General features: G+C 41.3%; 14 protein-coding genes. 8 read left to right on the top strand and 6 right to left on the bottom strand.

Annotation, left to right across the window (positions count from 1 at the left end; genetic code table 11):
- Window positions 1-3: 3 nt before the first annotated feature.
- From rhaD to rhaB, 4 genes are all read right to left on the bottom strand, one after another.
- The gene (gene rhaD, locus BACCOP_RS05035) at window positions 4-813 is read right to left on the bottom strand and encodes a rhamnulose-1-phosphate aldolase (protein WP_007566978.1); all 810 of its coding nucleotides are present in this window, start codon (window positions 811-813) and stop codon (window positions 4-6) included.
- A gap of 38 nt (window positions 814-851) precedes the next feature.
- Complete coding sequence (gene rhaT, locus BACCOP_RS05030; protein ID WP_007566977.1) at window positions 852-1883, bottom strand: L-rhamnose/proton symporter RhaT; 1032 nt, start codon at window positions 1881-1883, stop codon at window positions 852-854.
- Window positions 1884-1977: 94 nt separating this feature from the next.
- Window positions 1978-3231 (bottom strand): L-rhamnose isomerase, encoded by a 1254-nt coding sequence (locus BACCOP_RS05025; protein WP_007566976.1) that lies wholly within the window; start codon window positions 3229-3231, stop codon window positions 1978-1980.
- 27 nt (window positions 3232-3258) lie between these two features.
- Complete coding sequence (rhaB, locus tag BACCOP_RS05020) at window positions 3259-4719, bottom strand: rhamnulokinase (protein WP_007566975.1); 1461 nt, start codon at window positions 4717-4719, stop codon at window positions 3259-3261.
- A 339-nt stretch (window positions 4720-5058) separates the two neighbouring features.
- Here rhaB and BACCOP_RS05015 point away from each other — a divergent pair, with 339 nt between their 5' ends.
- The 4 genes from BACCOP_RS05015 (at window position 5059) to BACCOP_RS05000 (ending at window position 11471) form a co-directional block, all read left to right on the top strand.
- Window positions 5059-6441, top strand: a complete 1383-nt coding sequence (locus BACCOP_RS05015) for an MGH1-like glycoside hydrolase domain-containing protein (RefSeq protein ID WP_007566974.1) — start codon at window positions 5059-5061, stop codon at window positions 6439-6441.
- Between the two features lie 148 nt (window positions 6442-6589).
- Window positions 6590-7753 carry an IS4 family transposase gene (locus BACCOP_RS05010; protein ID WP_007564783.1) on the top strand — a complete coding sequence of 388 codons (1164 nt, stop codon included), beginning with the start codon at window positions 6590-6592 and terminating at the stop codon, window positions 7751-7753.
- A 51-nt stretch (window positions 7754-7804) separates the two neighbouring features.
- A complete protein-coding gene (locus BACCOP_RS05005; protein ID WP_040311820.1) occupies window positions 7805-9994 on the top strand; it encodes an alpha-L-rhamnosidase-related protein in 2190 nt (729 codons plus the stop codon).
- A 130-nt stretch (window positions 9995-10124) separates the two neighbouring features.
- Window positions 10125-11471: a glycoside hydrolase family 140 protein gene (locus BACCOP_RS05000; protein WP_227994759.1), complete on the top strand. Its 1347-nt coding sequence runs from the start codon at window positions 10125-10127 to the stop codon at window positions 11469-11471.
- A 301-nt stretch (window positions 11472-11772) separates the two neighbouring features.
- Here the strand turns inward: BACCOP_RS05000 and BACCOP_RS04995 are convergent, their stop codons facing one another.
- Window positions 11773-12159: a thioesterase family protein gene (locus BACCOP_RS04995; RefSeq protein WP_007566968.1), complete on the bottom strand. Its 387-nt coding sequence runs from the start codon at window positions 12157-12159 to the stop codon at window positions 11773-11775.
- 11 nt (window positions 12160-12170) lie between these two features.
- Window positions 12171-13364: a mechanosensitive ion channel family protein gene (locus tag BACCOP_RS04990; RefSeq protein WP_007566966.1), complete on the bottom strand. Its 1194-nt coding sequence runs from the start codon at window positions 13362-13364 to the stop codon at window positions 12171-12173.
- 85 nt (window positions 13365-13449) lie between these two features.
- Between BACCOP_RS04990 and BACCOP_RS04985 the strand changes: the two genes are divergently transcribed.
- The 4 genes from BACCOP_RS04985 to BACCOP_RS04970 all read left to right on the top strand — a co-directional run bounded on the left by BACCOP_RS04985 (window position 13450) and on the right by BACCOP_RS04970 (window position 17718).
- Entirely contained in the window at window positions 13450-13980 is a 531-nt protein-coding gene (locus BACCOP_RS04985; protein ID WP_007566964.1) for a TlpA family protein disulfide reductase, read from the top strand.
- Window positions 13981-14099: 119 nt separating this feature from the next.
- Window positions 14100-14987 carry an electron transfer flavoprotein subunit beta/FixA family protein gene (locus BACCOP_RS04980; RefSeq protein WP_007566962.1) on the top strand — a complete coding sequence of 296 codons (888 nt, stop codon included), beginning with the start codon at window positions 14100-14102 and terminating at the stop codon, window positions 14985-14987.
- A gap of 5 nt (window positions 14988-14992) precedes the next feature.
- On the top strand, window positions 14993-16012 hold the full coding sequence (locus tag BACCOP_RS04975) for an electron transfer flavoprotein subunit alpha/FixB family protein (protein WP_007566960.1): 1020 nt from the start codon (window positions 14993-14995) through the stop codon (window positions 16010-16012).
- Window positions 16012-17718, top strand: a complete 1707-nt coding sequence (locus BACCOP_RS04970) for an acyl-CoA dehydrogenase family protein (protein ID WP_007566958.1) — start codon at window positions 16012-16014, stop codon at window positions 17716-17718. The genes BACCOP_RS04975 and BACCOP_RS04970 overlap by 1 nt, the downstream gene beginning before the upstream one ends.
- Window positions 17719-17793: the final 75 nt, after the last annotated feature.

Genomic DNA, 17793 nt, shown 5'->3' with positions numbered 1-17793 from the left:
TTTTTATTTAGGTAAATGGAATGCTACTGACATCTCTTTCATTTGTTCCTGGCTCATGCCATCGGGTTCGAATCCCATATTTTTAGCTGCAATGTAGATTAAAGCTGATTTATTAAGCACATCTACTTGGTCGAATGCAGCCATGATATCGGTATCTACGGCAAAGACTCCATGCTTTTCCCACATTACCACATCATAGTCGTCCAGTTCGTTGATGGTGGCTTCGGCAAGTTCTACAGAACTTGGAAGTTTATAGGGAACCATTCCCAGTCCTCTTGGGCAGAAAGCCTTAGTTTCGGGTATCATACTCCATAACAAATTGGAAGCATAGTCTTTTTCCATGAACTTTTTGTTATGAGTCAAAGCTACCAGTTCAATGGGATGAGTGTGCAGGGAAGCTTTATAATTGGAGCCTTTTGAGATAAGGTTATTGTGTACGCTCAAGTGTGACGGTAATTCAGAGGTCGGATTAACCGGCTCATCAGCTATAATGACATAGCTGGCACAGTCATCCAGAATGCGGATAACTGAGCCGTTTGCCATTGGCTGGCGTGCAAGGTCGCGCATACGTTTGTTGGTTCCCTTGCAATAGAAATAGCATCCTTTCAGATATGGCAATGTTGCTCCTATAGGTTTTACTTCACTGATGGCAGGCATTGCTTTTATTTCATCGTCTACATATTCTGTAATGTTGATGGTAATGTTTCCTCCATTACGTTCAGCCCATCCTTTCTGCCATAAATAGCCGGCAACTTCGGCTACTTTATTAATCTCGGCAGCCAGTTCAGGACGATTGTTCAAAATAGATTCCATATTTTCTGTATTGTATGTTTTAATAATTATTCAATTTGTCAGGCTTGTGCCATTGCTACTACGATAATAGAAGCAATCAGTACGGCAAGTCCTAGTATCAATGTTCCAATAGTTTGTGCACTGCAACCTTTCCATTCTTTAAGGAGTATTCCCCAGACATTGCTGAAAGTTACGTTCAGCGACATCAGTATACTCCATGAAAAAGCTAGCAATATCGGGCTGTCGGAAAGGAAGCTTTTTCCCATCTCCAGTCCGAAGAACTGAGAGTACCATAAAACTCCTGCCAGTGCGCAAAATAAGATATTATTTGTAAATGTACCTTTGCTGACAGAGAAGTATTCTTTTCCTGTTTGGTTCTTCAGATTCTGCTGGATACAATATGCTGCATTGGTACAGAATCCGCCTAATGTTACCAGAAAAATGACGGGGAGTCCTGCATACAATGCATCTGTTCCTTTTTCAAGTGCGGCTTCTTTTATAGGAGTACCTGCATCCAGACCTAAGGCAAAGCATGCACTCATGATTCCTGCAAGCAAGGCAACCAGCAGTCCTTTTGTCAAGGCAAAATCTTTTACTGCCGCTTTCTTTTCTTCTTCGCTCATATTTTTAGAGCGGAGGCTGCCTGCATATCCGATGATAGCAATACCCGCCAGTGTGATGCAGACTCCAATAAGTAGCATTAAACCTTCTCCATGGAATAAATCTGTTCCACCGAATAAAGCAGGAAATAATGTTCCAAAAGCTGCACATGTACCTAGAGAAATACTTTGTCCCAGTGCTACTCCCAAGTAACGCATGCTCAGTCCGAAAGTGAGTCCTCCAACACCCCATAAAATTCCATATATAATAGCTGGTAAAGCTCCTCCGCTGCTCCATAATTCAGTAAGAGTACTTCCTGCTGGAATTGCCAGCAATGCTCCCAGCAGTGGAAAAACTAGCCATGCGAAAATGCCTTGTACAAGCCAGAAACTTTCCCAGGACCAGTTTTTTACTTTGTTGATTGGAACATACGAACTGCTTTGTCCGAAACTGCCTATGGCAATAATCAGTAAACCTATCAGAGTGTTCATAAGTAGTATGTTTTTTCCAGTTTTAGAAATTTAGTTATATAAACCAGATGTCATCCGCGGGTAAAAGCTCTTTGGATGACATCTGTATCGAGATTTAGCAACGTTTCGATGTTACATTTGCTTCGTATTTTTCAATATCGGCAATATACTCTTCGCCAACCGGAACATTATTCTTCAAACAGAACATATCCCATACAGCATTCCACGGGAGGACTTTGGCTTCTTCTAGCAGAGCGAGGCGTTCGAACAGCTGATTGTTGGCTTCGTATTCGCGGAGCTTGGCAATAGGTTCAAGCAATGCACGTAACATTGATTTCTGTGTAGCGCGTGCTCCGATGACATAAGCACCGATACGATTGATACTTGCATCGAAAAAGTCCAGACCGATATGCACACGGTCGAGTGCGTTGCACCGTACGATTTCCTGACACAAATCCAATGTTTCATCGTTCATGATAGTAACATGGTCGCTATCCCAGCGTACCGGACGGCTTACGTGAAGCATGATTTCCGGAACGTACAGCAGCAGTGAAGATAGTTTGTCGGCAACACTTTCTGTCGGGTGGAAATGACCCATGTCGAGTGTAATCATTTTCTGTCTGCTGACTCCGTATCCGATATAGAAGTCGTTGGAGCCTACAGTGTAACTTTCAAGACCGATGCCGAATACTTTCGATTCGATACAGTCTTTCATGTTCTTGTATTCGGTGGCAAAAATGCGGTCGAGTGAATCTTTCAACAGCTCACGGTATTGCATGCGGTTTACTGTGATATCTTTACTTCCGTCGTGAACCCATACATTCATGATACAAGGATCATTCTGGCGTTTACCCATTTCTTCGGCAATGGCACGACAGCGGATAGTGTGTTCTACCCAGAAATCACGGATTGCTTTATCCGGATTGGCTAAAGAAAGATTTCCGCTTTTGGGATGTGAGAAAGAGGTTGAGTTGAAATCAAGTTTCATATTGTTTTCCGAAGCCCATTGCATCCAGCTTTCAAAGTATGAAGCATCTACCTGATCGCGGTCGACAAATTTTCCTTGAAAGTCTCCGTATATTTCATGCAGGTTCAAGCGGTGTGTACCTGGTAAATAAGATGCTGCTTTTAAAACATCCTGACGCACTTCGTCAATGTTGCGTGCCTTGCCCGGATAATTACCTGTTGCTTGAATACCACCAGTCAGTGAACCGTTTGATTCGAATCCAGCAACATCATCTGCCTGCCAGCAGTGTAGTGACAGGGATATATTTTGCAATGTATCCATTGCTTTGTCTACATCAACTCCTACAGCTGCATACCGTTCTTTTGCTATTTCATACGCTTTTGTTATTAATTCTTCTTTCATGATATTATGTGTTTAAGTTATTGATTATTATTGAGTAATTGTCTTGAATTGGAGATAGGCTACATCCCATGTCTCTTTGTGTTCGGGATAGAATGTTTTTAAATGTATAGCGTGATTTAAAAGTTGACGCATAGAAGCAATATCTGCTGTTTGACCTGCTGCTACAGCTTGTATCATGATGTTTCCTATTGCAGTTGCTTCCGAAGGACCGGCTATAACTGGTATACCGATGGCATTGGCTGTCCATTGGTTCAGAAGATCGTTACGGCTTCCTCCTCCGATAACGTGGAGAACTTCTATCGGATTAGGAGAGAGTCGTTGCAGGTTTTCCAATACTTGCCGGTAACGTAATGCAAGGCTTTCGAATATACAGCGAACCAGTTGTCCGCGTGTTTCAATGGCTGGTTGATTATGGTCTTTGCAATATTTTTTTATGGTTTCTTCCATGTTTGTCGGATTGTCAAAGACTTTATCGTCCGGACAGATTAAGTTTCGGAATGGTTCACTTGCTTCAGCTTCAGCAATCAGGTCGGGGTATGAAGTATCTCCCCAGTTTATGCGGCACCGCTCCAGCAGCCACATGCCACAAATATTTTTCAATAGGCGGATAGTTCCTTCTACTCCTCCTTCATTGGTAAAATTCAAGGCTTCTGTTTCGGCATTGATAACTGGAGTTTGAGTTTCTACTCCCATCAACGACCAAGTACCGCTGCTTAAATAAGCAAAATTCTTGTTTGCTGCCGGTACAGCAGCAACGGCAGAAGCTGTGTCGTGGCCTGCAACTGCTACTACAGGAATAGCACTAAGTCCTGTGAGTTGTTGTAACTCAGGAGTTAGGCTTCCAATAATTTCTCCAGGATAGACAAAGCGTCCGAAGTGTTTCTCATTTAATCCGATGCTTTTGAGTATTTGCGAGTCAAGTTTCCGGGTATGTGCATTAACGAGTTGCGCGGTTGAGGCTATCGTATATTCAGTAACCATTTCTCCGGTTAGCATGTAGCTGAGTGCATCTGGCATGAATAATATTTTGTCGGCATGTGCCAGTGCACTGTCATTGTTTCTTCGTAAGGTATCAAGCTGAAATAAAGAGTTGAAGTTCATAACTTGGATGCCTGTCAGTTCATAAACTTCATTACGTGGTACTCGTTTAAAATATTTTTCGGGAGCTCCCTCTGTCTGAGGGTCACGGTATGCATATGGTTGTCGCAATATACCACCATCTTTTCCAATACATACAAAGTCTACTCCCCACGTATCGATACCGATAGAAATAATTTCTGTATCTTTTTTATTTCCGGCAATTTTCAGACCTTCTATAATATTCCGGTAAAGTTCATAAATATCCCAGTAAAAATGTCCTCCTGTTTCTATAAGGTGATTGGGAAAACGGTTAATTTCTTCCGTAATCAGTCCTTGAGGAGTAAAATATCCTAATATCGTGCGTCCGCTGGTTGCTCCCAGATCGACTGCAAAAAAGCATTTTACCATAGTTACAATTCAGGTTTGTTGTTTTGAATTTTATCTGATGCAAATGTAGAATTTTATAAAACGAAAAAAATGCTCTTTTTGACTTTAAGACTAAGTTATTTGATATACTTGACAAGCTATGAATATGATAAATGATTTGAGTTGTCAAAAGAAATATATTGTCTATAATGTAGACATTTGTTGTTAATAAATGTTTTTATTATTTTGTTTTCTTTTGTTTATTGTTTTGAATAATTATTTTTGCTTCTATGATTCAATAAATTTTGTTTGATTGGAGTTTTCTTTTAGATTATCTGCTTTTGTTTATTTTAATTTAGTTATAAACCTAATTTTATTGCTATGAAAAAGACAATATTGCTATTGGTATTAAATATTGTAATAGGAGGTATATGTCAGGCTCAGCTGCCGGAGCGAAACGCTGTGAATATTGAAAAATACAGAGAGATTTGCAAGAAACATATATATAAGGAGATGAAGGGCATGTATCGTCAGGCAGGAGGTTCTTTACATTTTCCTTTTCTGGCTCCGGGAAGTAGTCAGTATTTGGATATGTTATGGGATTGGGACTCGTGGCTCAGTGATGTGGCCTTGCGTCAGATTTTATCAGACAAAGGAACTGAAGCTGATAAAAAGGAAGCTTTGGCTTATGAACAGGGATGTGTATTAAATTCGTTGAGTTACGGAGGAATGGATGGGTGGATTCCTATCTGGATAGAACGGAATGCTCCAAGTCGTGAAGAAATGTTGAAGAGAAGAAATCCGTGGAAGACCAATATGCATAAGCCGACACTTGCCCAGCATGCTGCCTTTATCGTCAAAAATATGGGTGGAGATGCAGAGTGGTTGCGGGAGGACTTTTATACTTTACAGGCTTTTGTAGCTAAGTATCTTAATTTTCACAGGCATAAAGCAACTGGATTGATTTATTGGGAAACGGATGAGGCTATCGGAGTAGACAATGATCCAAGTACCTTTTATCGTCCCCACGGTAGTTCTGGCTCTATCTTTCTGAATTGTTTGATGTATAAGGAACTTCAAGCGATGGCTTATTTGGCCGACTGTCTGAACTTGACAGATATTTCAATCTTTTTTGAGAAAGAAGCTGAAACACTGAAAACCAATATACGTAAGCACTGTTGGGATGAACGAGACCGTTTTTATTATAGTGTAGACTTAAATCTTCTTCTAGTAGAAAAACCGGATATCGAAGGATTGTACCCGGGAGATTTATACTTGCATGTGGGACAGCCCAGAACATACGACTGCTTGATCCAGCGATTTAGTGTATGGAGTGGTTTTATGGCAATGTGGGCTCAAGTAGCAACGCCGGAACAAGCCCGGCAAATGGTACAGATACATTTTTGTGATACAACTTCTTTTAATGCTCTTGCAGGTATTCGTACGCTTTCCCCGTTGGAAAAAATGTATAATGTGCGAGCGAGTGGTAATCCGTCTTCATGGGCAGGACCTATATGGATTAATGTAAATTATCTTGTTTTCAGAGGGTTGCTGCAATATGGCTATGAAAAGGAAGCCCGAGAAGTTGCTGAAAAAACAATACTTTTACTGGGACGTGACTTTGAGCGCTTCGGGGCGTTGCATGAATATTATCTGCCCGATAATGGAGAGCCTGTTCTGAATAGAGGATTTCAAAATTGGAATTTCCTGGTCTTGAATATGATTGCTTGGATGGAAGGTCGTCCAGTTGTGACAGAATTCTGACAAAATAATTAAATAATAAAACACATTACTGTCCCGTAAAAGTGGATAAATAGTTCTTTGAAATAACTGAAATATAGCTTATTATACTCTATTTGTAAAGCGCGACGATTTGAAATTGTACCTTTGAAACCAAATCAAATGGCTTCAAATGAATCAAGACAAATATGTTTTCGCTCAATTGGTAGAGTTTTTGAACAACAATAAATTCAGAAGAATCGTGGACAAATACGATGGAAATCGTTACGTCAAACATTTCACTTGCTGGAACCAGCTTCTTGCTATGATGTTCGGACAGCTAAGCAATCGTGAGAGCCTACGCGACCTGATTGTTGCATTGGAAGCACATCAAGCCAAGTGTTATCATTTGGGATTGGGTCGTGAACCCTTGGCCAAAACCACACTTGCATCAGCTAACCAAAATAGGGATTACAGAATCTTTGAAGATTTTGCATTCTTCATGATGAAAGAAGCCAGTGATAAACGAGCTACTCATATTCTGGATATCGAAGGAAAGAAGTACGCTTTTGATTCAACCACCATTCCGTTATGTTTGGCAACATTTCCTTGGGCTAAATTTCGAAGTAAAAAAGGTGGAGTCAAGGCACATGTCCTTTATGACATTGAGGCTCAGGTTCCGGCTTTTTTTACAGTAACCACAGCTTCAAAACATGACTCAACAGCAATGTCTGCAATTCATTATGAACCAAATGCATACTATATTTTTGATAGAGCGTATGATTCGTTTAAGGAACTATATCGGATTCATCTTACTGGCTCTTTCTTTGTCGTAAGAGCCAAGTCGAATCTTAAATTTAAGTTCTGCAAATGGAAACGCAGACTACCAAAGAATATACTATCTGATGCTGAAGTGAAATTATCAGGATATACCTCTGAAAAGAAGTATCCGGAATCATTCAGGATTATCAGGTTCTATGATGAAGAAGATGATCGTGAATTTACCTTCCTGACAAATGCCAAACATATATCTGCACTTGATGTAGCTAATCTCTATAAAAAGAGATGGCTTGTAGAACTGTTCTTCAAATGGTTGAAGCAGCACCTTAAAATCAAAAGGTTCTGGGGCACCACAGAAAACGCAGTCCGTATTCAGATAAGTGTGGCTATTATCACTTATTGTTTGGTAGCTATTATCCAACATGATTTGCACTTAAGCCGTTCGACCTATGAGGTCCTACAGATTTTGAGCATTTCATTAACGGATAAAACACCTTTACAAGAGTTGTTCAATAAGACTAATTTCAATGATGTCAAAGAGCAATTAAATCCCCTTTTCCCGGGGTTGTTTGATTAATATTTAATTCGTCCCGATTTTAACGGGACACTAATGAATAAAACACACAAAATGAAAAATAAATTTGTAACCTTGCTGGCTTCGGTTGGTATGTGTGCTTCATTAGGAGCACAGACTTGGATTTGGTATCCGGGGGATTATGAGATTTGGCTGGGTAACCAGATGAATAACCGTCGTACGGAAAGAGGAGCTTTTTTCCCTCCTTTCTGGAAAACGGATAGTCATTATGTCGTTGTTGAATTCAGTAAAGAAGTCGATTTGCCTGAAGCTGAAACGATACAGCTGAGTGTGGAAGGACGGTACAATGTTAAGTTGGATGGCAAATTACAGTTTGGCATGCCTGATAAACTGATTATTCCAGCGGGAAAGCACAAAATTAATATTAAGGTATGGAACCAGCTTACTCCTCCGGCTCTTTATGTCGACGGGTGGACGATAAAAAGTGATGCCAGTTGGAAGGTTACTTACGAAGATAAAGAATGGATAGATGAAAGCGGAAAAGCAAGTGATACTTCGGCTACTGTTTATATGGATGCTGGAAGCTGGAATTTTAATTCGAAAACAAGCCGTCCGTCTTTGTTTCGTTTACCCTGCAAACCTTTGCTGGCTGTTTCTTCAATTTCTGTAGAGAATGGTATTCTTTATGATTTTGGTCGGGAAACTTTCGGATATCTTGATTTTTCAGAAATGCGAGGAGAAGGAAAGGTATTGATTTATTATGGTGAAAGTAAAGAAGAAGCTTTGGACACCGAGCGTTGTGAAACTATGGATATCTTGTCTGTCCAGGATGGAAAAGTGACCGATCTTGCGCTGCGTACTGTTCATCCTCTGACAAATGATTGTTATATGATGGAGAGCAGTAAGGCTTTCCGTTATGTATATGTGGTATGCGATGAACAGATTTCTGTTGGAAAAGTTTCGATGCAATACGAATATATGCCTGAAACCTACCGTGGAAGTTTTCAGTGTGACAATGATCTGTTAAATAGAATTTGGGAGATAGGTGCTTATACGATGCATCTTACCACTCGGGAATTTTTCATTGATGGTATCAAACGTGATCGCTGGGTGTGGAGTGGAGACGCTATTCAAAGTTATCTGATGAACTATTATCTGTTCTTTGATTCGGAGACTGTAAAGCGTACCATCTGGCAACTGAGAGGAAAGGATCCGGTAACTTCTCATATTAACACCATCATGGATTATACTTTTTACTGGTTCCTGAGTGTGTACGACTATTATATGTATACGGGAGATGAGAAGTTTGTCAAGCAACTGTATCCGCGGATGAAATCGCTTATGGAGTATGTATTGGGACGGACTGACAGTGATGGCATGGTGCAGGGCATGACAGGCGACTGGGTATTTGTTGACTGGGCAGATGGTTATCTCGACAAAAAAGGACAGTTGGCATTCGAGCAAGTACTTTTCTGCAAGAGTTTGGAAACGATGGTGCTCTGTGCTCGCCTTGCCGGTGAGATGCAAGATGCCAGGGGGTATGAAAAACTGTCCTCTTCTTTACGAAAGAAACTGGAACCTGCATTCTGGAGTGAGGATGCAAAGGCCTTGGTGCACAATCGGATTGGAGGAAAGCAGAGTACTAGTGTGACACGTTATGCCAATATGTTTGCTGTATTTTATGATTATCTTTCAGAAGAAAAGCAGCAACTTATCAAGCAAAGTGTGTTGCTGAATGATAGTATCCTGAAAATTACAACTCCGTATATGCGTTTTTACGAACTGGAAGCTCTCTGTGCCATGGGCGAGCAAGAGCAAGTTATGGAAGAAATGCTGGCTTACTGGGGAGGTATGTTAAAAGAAGGAGCAACATCATTTTGGGAAAAATATAATCCGGATGAGAAAGGAGCGGAACATCTTGCCATGTATGGGCGTCCGTATGGAAAGAGTCTTTGCCACGCATGGGGAGCCAGTCCTATATATTTGTTAGGAAAATATTATTTAGGAGTGAAGCCGGTAAAACCTGGATATGAAGAATATGCAGTGACTCCCGCATTAGGCGGATTGAAATGGATGAAAGGCAGTGTCCCTGTCCCGGGAGGAGAAATAACCGTTTATATGGACCGCAAGACGATTCGCCTGAAAGCCGACAAAGGTAAAGGTTATCTGTATGTTGCAGCCAAGAAGCTACCCAAGGCATCTGTAGGAGAGTTTCAGAAAGTCGCTGAGGGAAAATATCGTCTTTGGATAGATACCAATCAGGAAGTAACGGTACATTATTGAAAACCATCATGTATATTTGCATGGATTATTTGTTTTAATCTTAAATGTATAATTTTTTAATTGCAGCAAAATGAAATATTTGACAAAACTGGCAGGAATTGTATTATCTTGTCTTGCCGTAGCATCAACTATGAATGCACAGTTGCCGTGGAAAAACGGCAAGTTGGAGGTGTCTGCCGAAGGGCGTTACCTGAAACATCAGAATGGACAGCCGTTTTTCTGGCTGGGAGATACCGGATGGCTGATGCCACAACGACTGAACCGTGAGGAGGTGGCTTTTTATCTGGACAACTGTAGCCGTGCCGGATTTAATGTAGTACAGGTGCAGACATTAAATGGAGTTCCCTCTATGAATGTCTATGGACAGTATTCCATGACGGACGGATTCGATTTCAGCCATATTGATAAAAAAGGAGTATATGGTTATTGGGACCATATGGATTATATCATCCGTACGGCTGAAAGCAAAGGTATATATATAGGTATGGTATGTATCTGGGGAGGACTGGTAAGAAGTGGGCAGATGGATGTAGAAGAAGCGAAAGCATACGGAACCTTCCTTGCCGAAAGATATAAGGACAATCCGAATATAGTGTGGATAATCGGAGGAGATACACGAGGCGATGTGAAAACAGAAGTTTGGGAAACCCTGGCACGTACAATTCGTTCCATCGATAAGAACCATTTGATGACTTTCCACCCATTTGGTAGAACCATGTCTGCAACCTGGTTCAATGATGCCGACTGGCTCGACTTTAATATGTTCCAGAGTGGACATCGCCGTTACGGGCAAACCAAAGGTGATGGAGATAATCTGGCCGATAGTAATGTAGCAGAAGACAACTGGCGCTATGTGGAAGCAAGCCTTTCCAAGAAGCCCTTGAAGCCGGTGCTGGATGCTGAACCCAGTTATGAAGGGATTCCGCACGGACTGCACAATCCGAAAGAATGTCGCTGGACAGCAGATGATGTACGACGTTATGCATATTGGTCGGTTTTTGCTGGTTCTTTCGGACATACTTATGGAAATAATTCTATTATGCAGTTTTATCGTGAAGGATATGCACCAGCATATGGAGCCCAGGAAACATGGCAGGAAGCATTGAAGGACAAAGGTTTTAACCAAATGAAATATTTAAAGGAGCTGATGCTTCGTTTCCCTTTCTTTGAACGTATTCCAGACCAGAGTGTGATAGCTGGAACTAATGGCGAACGTTACGATCGGGCAATTGCCACACGAGGCAATGACTATCTGCTGGTGTATAACTACAGTGCACGTCCCATGCAGATAGACTTGACCAAAATCAGTGGTGAAAAAAAGAAAGCTTGGTGGTTCAATCCACAGAATGGAAGTATGACGTATATCGGTAAATTTGAGAATAAGGTTGCTGATTTTCAATATGATGCACCGTATATGAGGGGAGAAGACCGGGTGCTTGTCGTTACTGATGCATTAAAAGACTACGTGAAAGAGTAAATTAATATAATAAACAGAGAGGCTGTCAAAATAGAAATACAAAAGTAAAAATCTTATAGATTGAAACTTTGTAACAAAAAACTCCTGCTTTAGCCCTTATTTATTACAATTATAGGACTAAAAGTAGGAGATTTTTATGTTGTGGCTTATCGATTGTAAGTAAACTTATCTCTGTTTTTATTTTGAGATAGCTTCTTCGTTTATCTTCTTCTATGTATGTAAAGAAAAACGTCGTGTTCTTTTCTAAAAAAATGTTTGTGACATTTTTCTTTGTACAAAAAATGTCACAAACATTATGACGTTATTTGGAAGACTCAGTATCTAGTTTTGATAAGAAACGTTTGTGGTCTACGATATAACGGATATGTATTCCTTCACCAATAATTCCTTTAGAATCGGAAGCGGAAACCTTAAACGTCAACTTTCTGCCTTCTTCCTCTTCCAGTATGGCTGTGGCTGAAATTACTTCACCAAGTCCTGAAGGTTTGATATGTGAAGTTTGAATCATTGCTCCTACCGTTGTGGAATCTTTCGGCAGATATGGTTTGACAGCATTCATGGCAGCATTCTCCATAAGTGCGACTAAAGCAGGAGTAGCAAACACTTCCATGTCGCCCGATCCTAAAGTTAGGGCAGTGTTTCCTTTGCAGACAGTTGTTTGGGAGGTATAAGTTAATCCTTTTTCCATAATTGCTTTTTTTATTTGATGGTTGTACTTAAGTCGTTTCCTGAAGGACGTTGGAATATTCGCAAGCCGAATTCGGGAATTACAGCAAGAATATGATCGAAGATTTCTCCTTGAATTTGTTCATACTCGGGCCATACAGTGGTGTTCGAGAAACAATATATTTCCAATGGAAGTCCTTCAGAAGTAGGTTGCATCTGACGTACCATGATCATTAATTCTTTATGTGTACGAGGGTGTTCTCGCAGGTAATTCTGGAGATAGCTGCGGAAAACATATAGGTTTACCACTTGTGTTTCAGGTTTAGCTTGTGCTTCATCTATCCATCCGCGAGAGGCAAACATTATCTTTTCTTTGTCGGAACAGAAATGTACGGTTGTCATGTCTATGAATATTGAACGTTTGATGCGTCGTCCTCCTGTTTCACGCATTCCTCGCCAATTCTGAAATGAATCGCTGACTAGTGCGTAGGGAGGTATGGTTGTAATCGTCTTGTCGAAGTTACGTACCTTGACGGTAGTCAGTGAAACTTCCAGTACATCACCGTCTGCTCCGTACTTGGGCATGGTAATCCAGTCTCCCGGGCGCAGCATATCGTTGGCCGAAAGCTGTACGCCTGCTACAAGTCCCAATATACTGTCTTTGAAAATCAACATCAGGACAGCGGCCGAAGCTCCCAGACCAGCTAGGATGGTTGCTGCATTTTGGTCGATCAGTATGCTGATGATTAATATGATTCCTATACCGATGGCAACCAAATTAATCATCTGATAGATTCCTTTCAGCGGGCGGTTGCGTAGCGTTTCATGCTCATTGGAAATTTCGTATAGTGAATTTAAGAACGAATTAACAAGCATGAGAGTTGTGATTACCAGATATATAAGACATCCTTTTAATAATATATCAAGGACTTGGGGTATATTGTTAAAGACGAATGGCAGTAACAAGTAAAACATGATAGGAGGAATCATGCGGCAAAAGCTGGTCATCATTCTTTCGTTGAACAAGTAGTCGTCCCATGTAGCTTTGGTGCGAGATGTTATTTTGTGAACTGCTGGTATGACCAAGTGTCTGAATAATTTGGTTATGATATATGAAATCAGCAGGATAAGTGCGATAAGTGTAAGACGGGTGCTCCAGCTTATATTCTCTTTGTCAATGCCCATATCTGATAATTGTTGGGCTATCTCTACATACAAATCTTCCATGATTATGCGTATTTTATATATGTTACGGGCAAATATACGAAGGTTTTTTTATATATTTATCGGCAAGTAATTATAGATTAGAAGAATGTTTCATGTTTATCGTTCGTTAATTTTTATACTTTGCAGCTTGCTATGTCTGCCGTCGTGTATTCGTGACGATTCGCCATCCGGTGCGGAAGAAGTTCGTCCTGGAAACAGACTGCCCGATTTTACAGTTTCTTTAAATGATAATACCCTTGTGGTTGCTTCCGACCTGCTTGGCAAGGTTGCTGTTTTAGTGTTTTTTCATACGGAATGTCCCGACTGCCAGAAAGAATTTCCTGTCGTACAACGGCTTTATGATTATTACAGAGATAATTCTACGGTAAAAATATATTGTATCAGCAGAGAAGAACCTGCTGACGAAGTTGCTGCATATTGGCAGGAAAACGGACTTACTATACCTTATTCTCCTCAGTCGGGCAGGGAGGTATATAACTTGTTTTCTGAACGAGGTATCCCTCGAATTTACGTTTCGGACAAGCACCTTGTGGTATATTCAGTCTATTCCGATAATCCGATTGCTACATTCGAACAGTTGAAATCGGATGTAGAATATTGCTTGAACGGAAATTAATTTGCATTGCACGAATATATGCTATATGTGCATTTTTTTATCATATCTTTTTGCAAAACAAATGGTTTCATTAAATTTGCCGTCAATTAAACTACTAATACTAATAAATATATTATCTAATGAGCTTGAAAATTGTTGTATTGGCAAAGCAAGTACCTGACACTCGCTGTGTAGGGAAAGATGCCATGAATGCCGACGGTACAATTAACCGTGCGGCTCTTCCGGCTATCTTCAATCCGGAAGACCTGAATGCTTTGGAACAAGCGCTCAGACTGAAAGACACACATCCGGGTTCTACCGTAACCATCTTGACGATGGGACCGGGACGTGCCGCTGAAATCATTCGTGAAGGATTATACAGAGGAGCTGATAATGGCTATTTGTTGACTGACCGCGCTTTTGCAGGTGCTGATACGCTGGCTACTTCGTATGCGCTGGCTACGGCTATCCGTAAGATTGGTGAATATGATATCATTGTGGGTGGTCGTCAGGCTATTGATGGTGATACTGCACAGGTAGGTCCTCAGGTAGCAGAAAAGTTGGGATTACCTCAGGTTACATACGTTGAAGAAATTCAAGAGGTAAAAGACGGGCGTATCCGTGTGAAACGTCATATCGACGGTGGTGTGGAAACAGTAGAAGCTCCACTTCCGATTGTCTTGACTGTAAACGGTAGCGCAGCTCCTTGTCGTCCGCGTAATGCAAAACTGGTTCAGAAATATAAACGTGCTTTGGGCGGACAGGAAAAAGCTGCCATTACAAAAGATGGAGCAGAGTTGCCTTATGCTTCTTTATACGAAAGCCGTCCTTATCTGAATATTATAGAGTGGAGTGTTGCCGATGTGAATGGTGATACGAAACAATGTGGTTTGTCGGGCTCACCTACTAAGGTGAAGAAGATTGAAAATATCATCTTCCAGGCTAAGGAAAGCAAAACTATTACAGGTAGCGATGCTGATGTAGAAAACTTGATTGTAGAACTGTTGGCTAACCACACTATTGGATAAAGACTATGAATAACGTATTTGTATATTGTGAGATGGAAGGCAAGCATGTTGCCGATGTCAGTCTCGAACTTTTAACCAAAGGTCGTAAGTTAGCCAATCAGTTGGGATGCCAGCTGGAAACAATCTGTGCCGGCAGCGACCTTGCCGATGTAGAAAAACAAGTTTTGCCATACGGAGTAGACCGTGTTCATGTATTCGATGCTCCGGGCTTGTTCCCTTATACTTCACTTCCTCATACTTCTATTCTTGTCAACTTGTTTAAGGAAGAAAAACCACAAATCTGTCTGATGGGAGCTACCGTTATCGGTCGTGACCTGGGACCGCGTGTTTCTTCAGCTCTGACAAGTGGTTTGACTGCCGACTGTACTCAGTTGGAAATCGGTAATCATGAAGATAAGAAGAATGGGGTTACTTATGAGAATCTGTTGTATCAGATTCGTCCAGCTTTTGGTGGTAACATTGTAGCTACTATCATCAATCCGGAACACCGTCCGCAGATGGCGACTGTTCGTGAAGGCGTGATGAAGAAAGAAATTGTTGATGCTAACTACCAGGGTGAGGTTATTCGTCACGACGTTGCGAAATATGTACCCGAAACAGATTATGTGGTAAAGGTTATCGACCGTCATGTTGAGAAAGCTAAACATAACCTGAAAGGTGCTCCTATTGTGATTGCAGGTGGTTACGGTATGGGAAGTAAGGAAGGATTCGACATGCTGTTCGAACTTGCTAAGGAACTTCATGCAGAAGTAGGCGCGAGCCGTGCTGCTGTAGATGCTGGTTTCTGCGAACACGACCGTCAGATTGGTCAGACAGGTGTAACAGTACATCCGAAACTGTATATCGCATGTGGTATTTCTGGTCAGATTCAGCACATTGCTGGTATGCAGGATGCAGGTATCATTATATCAGTGAACAATGATCCTAATGCACCAATTAACACCATCGCTGATTATGTAATCAACGGAACAGTGGAAGAAGTGATTCCGAAAATGATTAAGTATTATAAAAAGAACAGTAAATAATGGCAAACTTTTATACAGAACATCCGGAACTCAAGTTTCACTTGAATAATCCGATGATGGAGCGTATCTGTCAGTTGAAAGAACGCAATTACAGAGATAAAGACGAGTACGATTATGCACCGCTGGATTATGCGGATGCAATCGACTCTTATGATAAAGTATTGGAAATTACCGGTGAAATTACCGGTGAGGTGATTGCTGCAAATGCAGAAGGAGTAGACGAAGAAGGTCCGCATTGTGCAAACGGTCGTGTGGAATATGCTTCTGGTACAAAGGCTAACCTGGATGCAATGGTAAAGGCTGGTCTGAATGGTATGACAATGCCTCGCCGATTTGGTGGCTTGAACTTCCCGATCACTCCGTATACCATGTGTGCGGAAATCGTGGCTCAGGCTGATGCTGGTTTCGGTAATATCTGGTCACTTCAGGACTGTATCGAAACACTTTATGAATTTGGAAACGAAGATCAGCACAGTCGTTTTATTCCACGTATCTGCGCAGGTGAGACCATGTCTATGGACTTGACTGAACCGGATGCAGGTTCTGACCTTCAGAGCGTAATGTTGAAGGCTACTTACGATGAGGCTAATAACTGCTGGCGTCTGAATGGTGTGAAACGTTTTATTACAAACGGTGATGCCAACTTGCACTTGGTATTGGCTCGTTCGGAAGAAGGTACACACGACGGTCGTGGATTGTCTATGTTTATTTACGACAAGAATGACGGTGGTGTAGATGTACGCCGCATCGAAAACAAACTGGGTATTCATGGTTCTCCAACTTGTGAATTGGTTTACAAGAATGCAAAGGCTGAACTTTGTGGTGAACGCAAGCTTGGTTTGATTAAATATGTCATGGCTTTGATGAACGGTGCTCGTTTGGGTATCGCTGCTCAGTCAGTTGGTTTGAGCCAGGCTGCATACGATGAGGCTTTGGCTTATGCAAAAGACCGTAAGCAGTTTGGTAAAGCCATTATCGAGTTCCCGGCTGTATACGATATGCTGGCTACCATCAAGGCAAAACTTGATGCTGGTCGTGCTTTGTTGTATCAGACTTCTCGCTATGTAGATATCTATAAAGCTTTGGATGATATCGCTCGTGAACGCAAGCTGACTCCGGAAGAACGTCAGGAACAGAAACGCTATGCAAAACTGGCCGACAGCTTTACTCCACTGGCAAAAGGTATGAACTCTGAATATGCTAACCAGAATGCATACGATTGTATTCAGGTACATGGTGGTTCTGGTTTCATGATGGAATATGCTTGTCAGCGTATTTACCGTGATGCTCGTATCACAAGCATTTACGAAGGTACTACTCAGTTGCAGACTGTTGCTGCTATCCGTTATGTAACTAACGGAGCTTATGCTGCTACTTTGCACGAATACGAACTGATTCCTTGTGCGCCAGAATTTGAAGGCTACCTGAATCGTATTAAAGATATGACTCGTAAATTGGAAGCTTGTACAAATGCAGTAAAAGAGGCTCAGAATCAGGAACTGCTCGACTTCGTAGCACGTCGTCTGTATGAAATGGCAGCTGTCTGTGTAATGAGTCATTTGTTGCTTCAGGATGCAACGAAAGCTCCAGAACTGTTTGCTCAGTCATTGAATGTATATGTAAATTATGCAGAATCGGAAGTTGAAAAGCATTTCAACTTTATCCGTAAGTTCAATGCTGAAGAACTTGCTAGTTATCGGAAATAATTAACAGCTCCTTTTTACATAGAGAAAGCCCGGTGTGTAGCCGGGCTTTTTTAATGACACTTCTTGAAGGCATAT

Source organism: Phocaeicola coprocola DSM 17136 (assembly GCF_000154845.1).
GTDB lineage: Bacteria > Bacteroidota > Bacteroidia > Bacteroidales > Bacteroidaceae > Phocaeicola > Phocaeicola coprocola.
This window is presented reverse-complemented; position numbering and strand designations above follow the sequence as displayed.

Coding starts and splice junctions, on each gene's coding strand:
- rhaD (WP_007566978.1), bottom strand. CDS start 813: ATGGAATCTATTTTGAACAATCGTCCTGAACTGGCTGCCGAGATTAAT.
- rhaT (WP_007566977.1), bottom strand. CDS start 1,883: ATGAACACTCTGATAGGTTTACTGATTATTGCCATAGGCAGTTTCGGA.
- BACCOP_RS05025 (WP_007566976.1), bottom strand. CDS start 3,231: ATGAAAGAAGAATTAATAACAAAAGCGTATGAAATAGCAAAAGAACGG.
- rhaB (WP_007566975.1), bottom strand. CDS start 4,719: ATGGTAAAATGCTTTTTTGCAGTCGATCTGGGAGCAACCAGCGGACGC.
- BACCOP_RS05015 (WP_007566974.1), top strand. CDS start 5,059: ATGAAAAAGACAATATTGCTATTGGTATTAAATATTGTAATAGGAGGT.
- BACCOP_RS05010 (WP_007564783.1), top strand. CDS start 6,590: ATGAATCAAGACAAATATGTTTTCGCTCAATTGGTAGAGTTTTTGAAC.
- BACCOP_RS05005 (WP_040311820.1), top strand. CDS start 7,805: ATGAAAAATAAATTTGTAACCTTGCTGGCTTCGGTTGGTATGTGTGCT.
- BACCOP_RS05000 (WP_227994759.1), top strand. CDS start 10,125: ATGAATGCACAGTTGCCGTGGAAAAACGGCAAGTTGGAGGTGTCTGCC.
- BACCOP_RS04995 (WP_007566968.1), bottom strand. CDS start 12,159: ATGGAAAAAGGATTAACTTATACCTCCCAAACAACTGTCTGCAAAGGA.
- BACCOP_RS04990 (WP_007566966.1), bottom strand. CDS start 13,364: ATGGAAGATTTGTATGTAGAGATAGCCCAACAATTATCAGATATGGGC.
- BACCOP_RS04985 (WP_007566964.1), top strand. CDS start 13,450: ATGTTTCATGTTTATCGTTCGTTAATTTTTATACTTTGCAGCTTGCTA.
- BACCOP_RS04980 (WP_007566962.1), top strand. CDS start 14,100: ATGAGCTTGAAAATTGTTGTATTGGCAAAGCAAGTACCTGACACTCGC.
- BACCOP_RS04975 (WP_007566960.1), top strand. CDS start 14,993: ATGAATAACGTATTTGTATATTGTGAGATGGAAGGCAAGCATGTTGCC.
- BACCOP_RS04970 (WP_007566958.1), top strand. CDS start 16,012: ATGGCAAACTTTTATACAGAACATCCGGAACTCAAGTTTCACTTGAAT.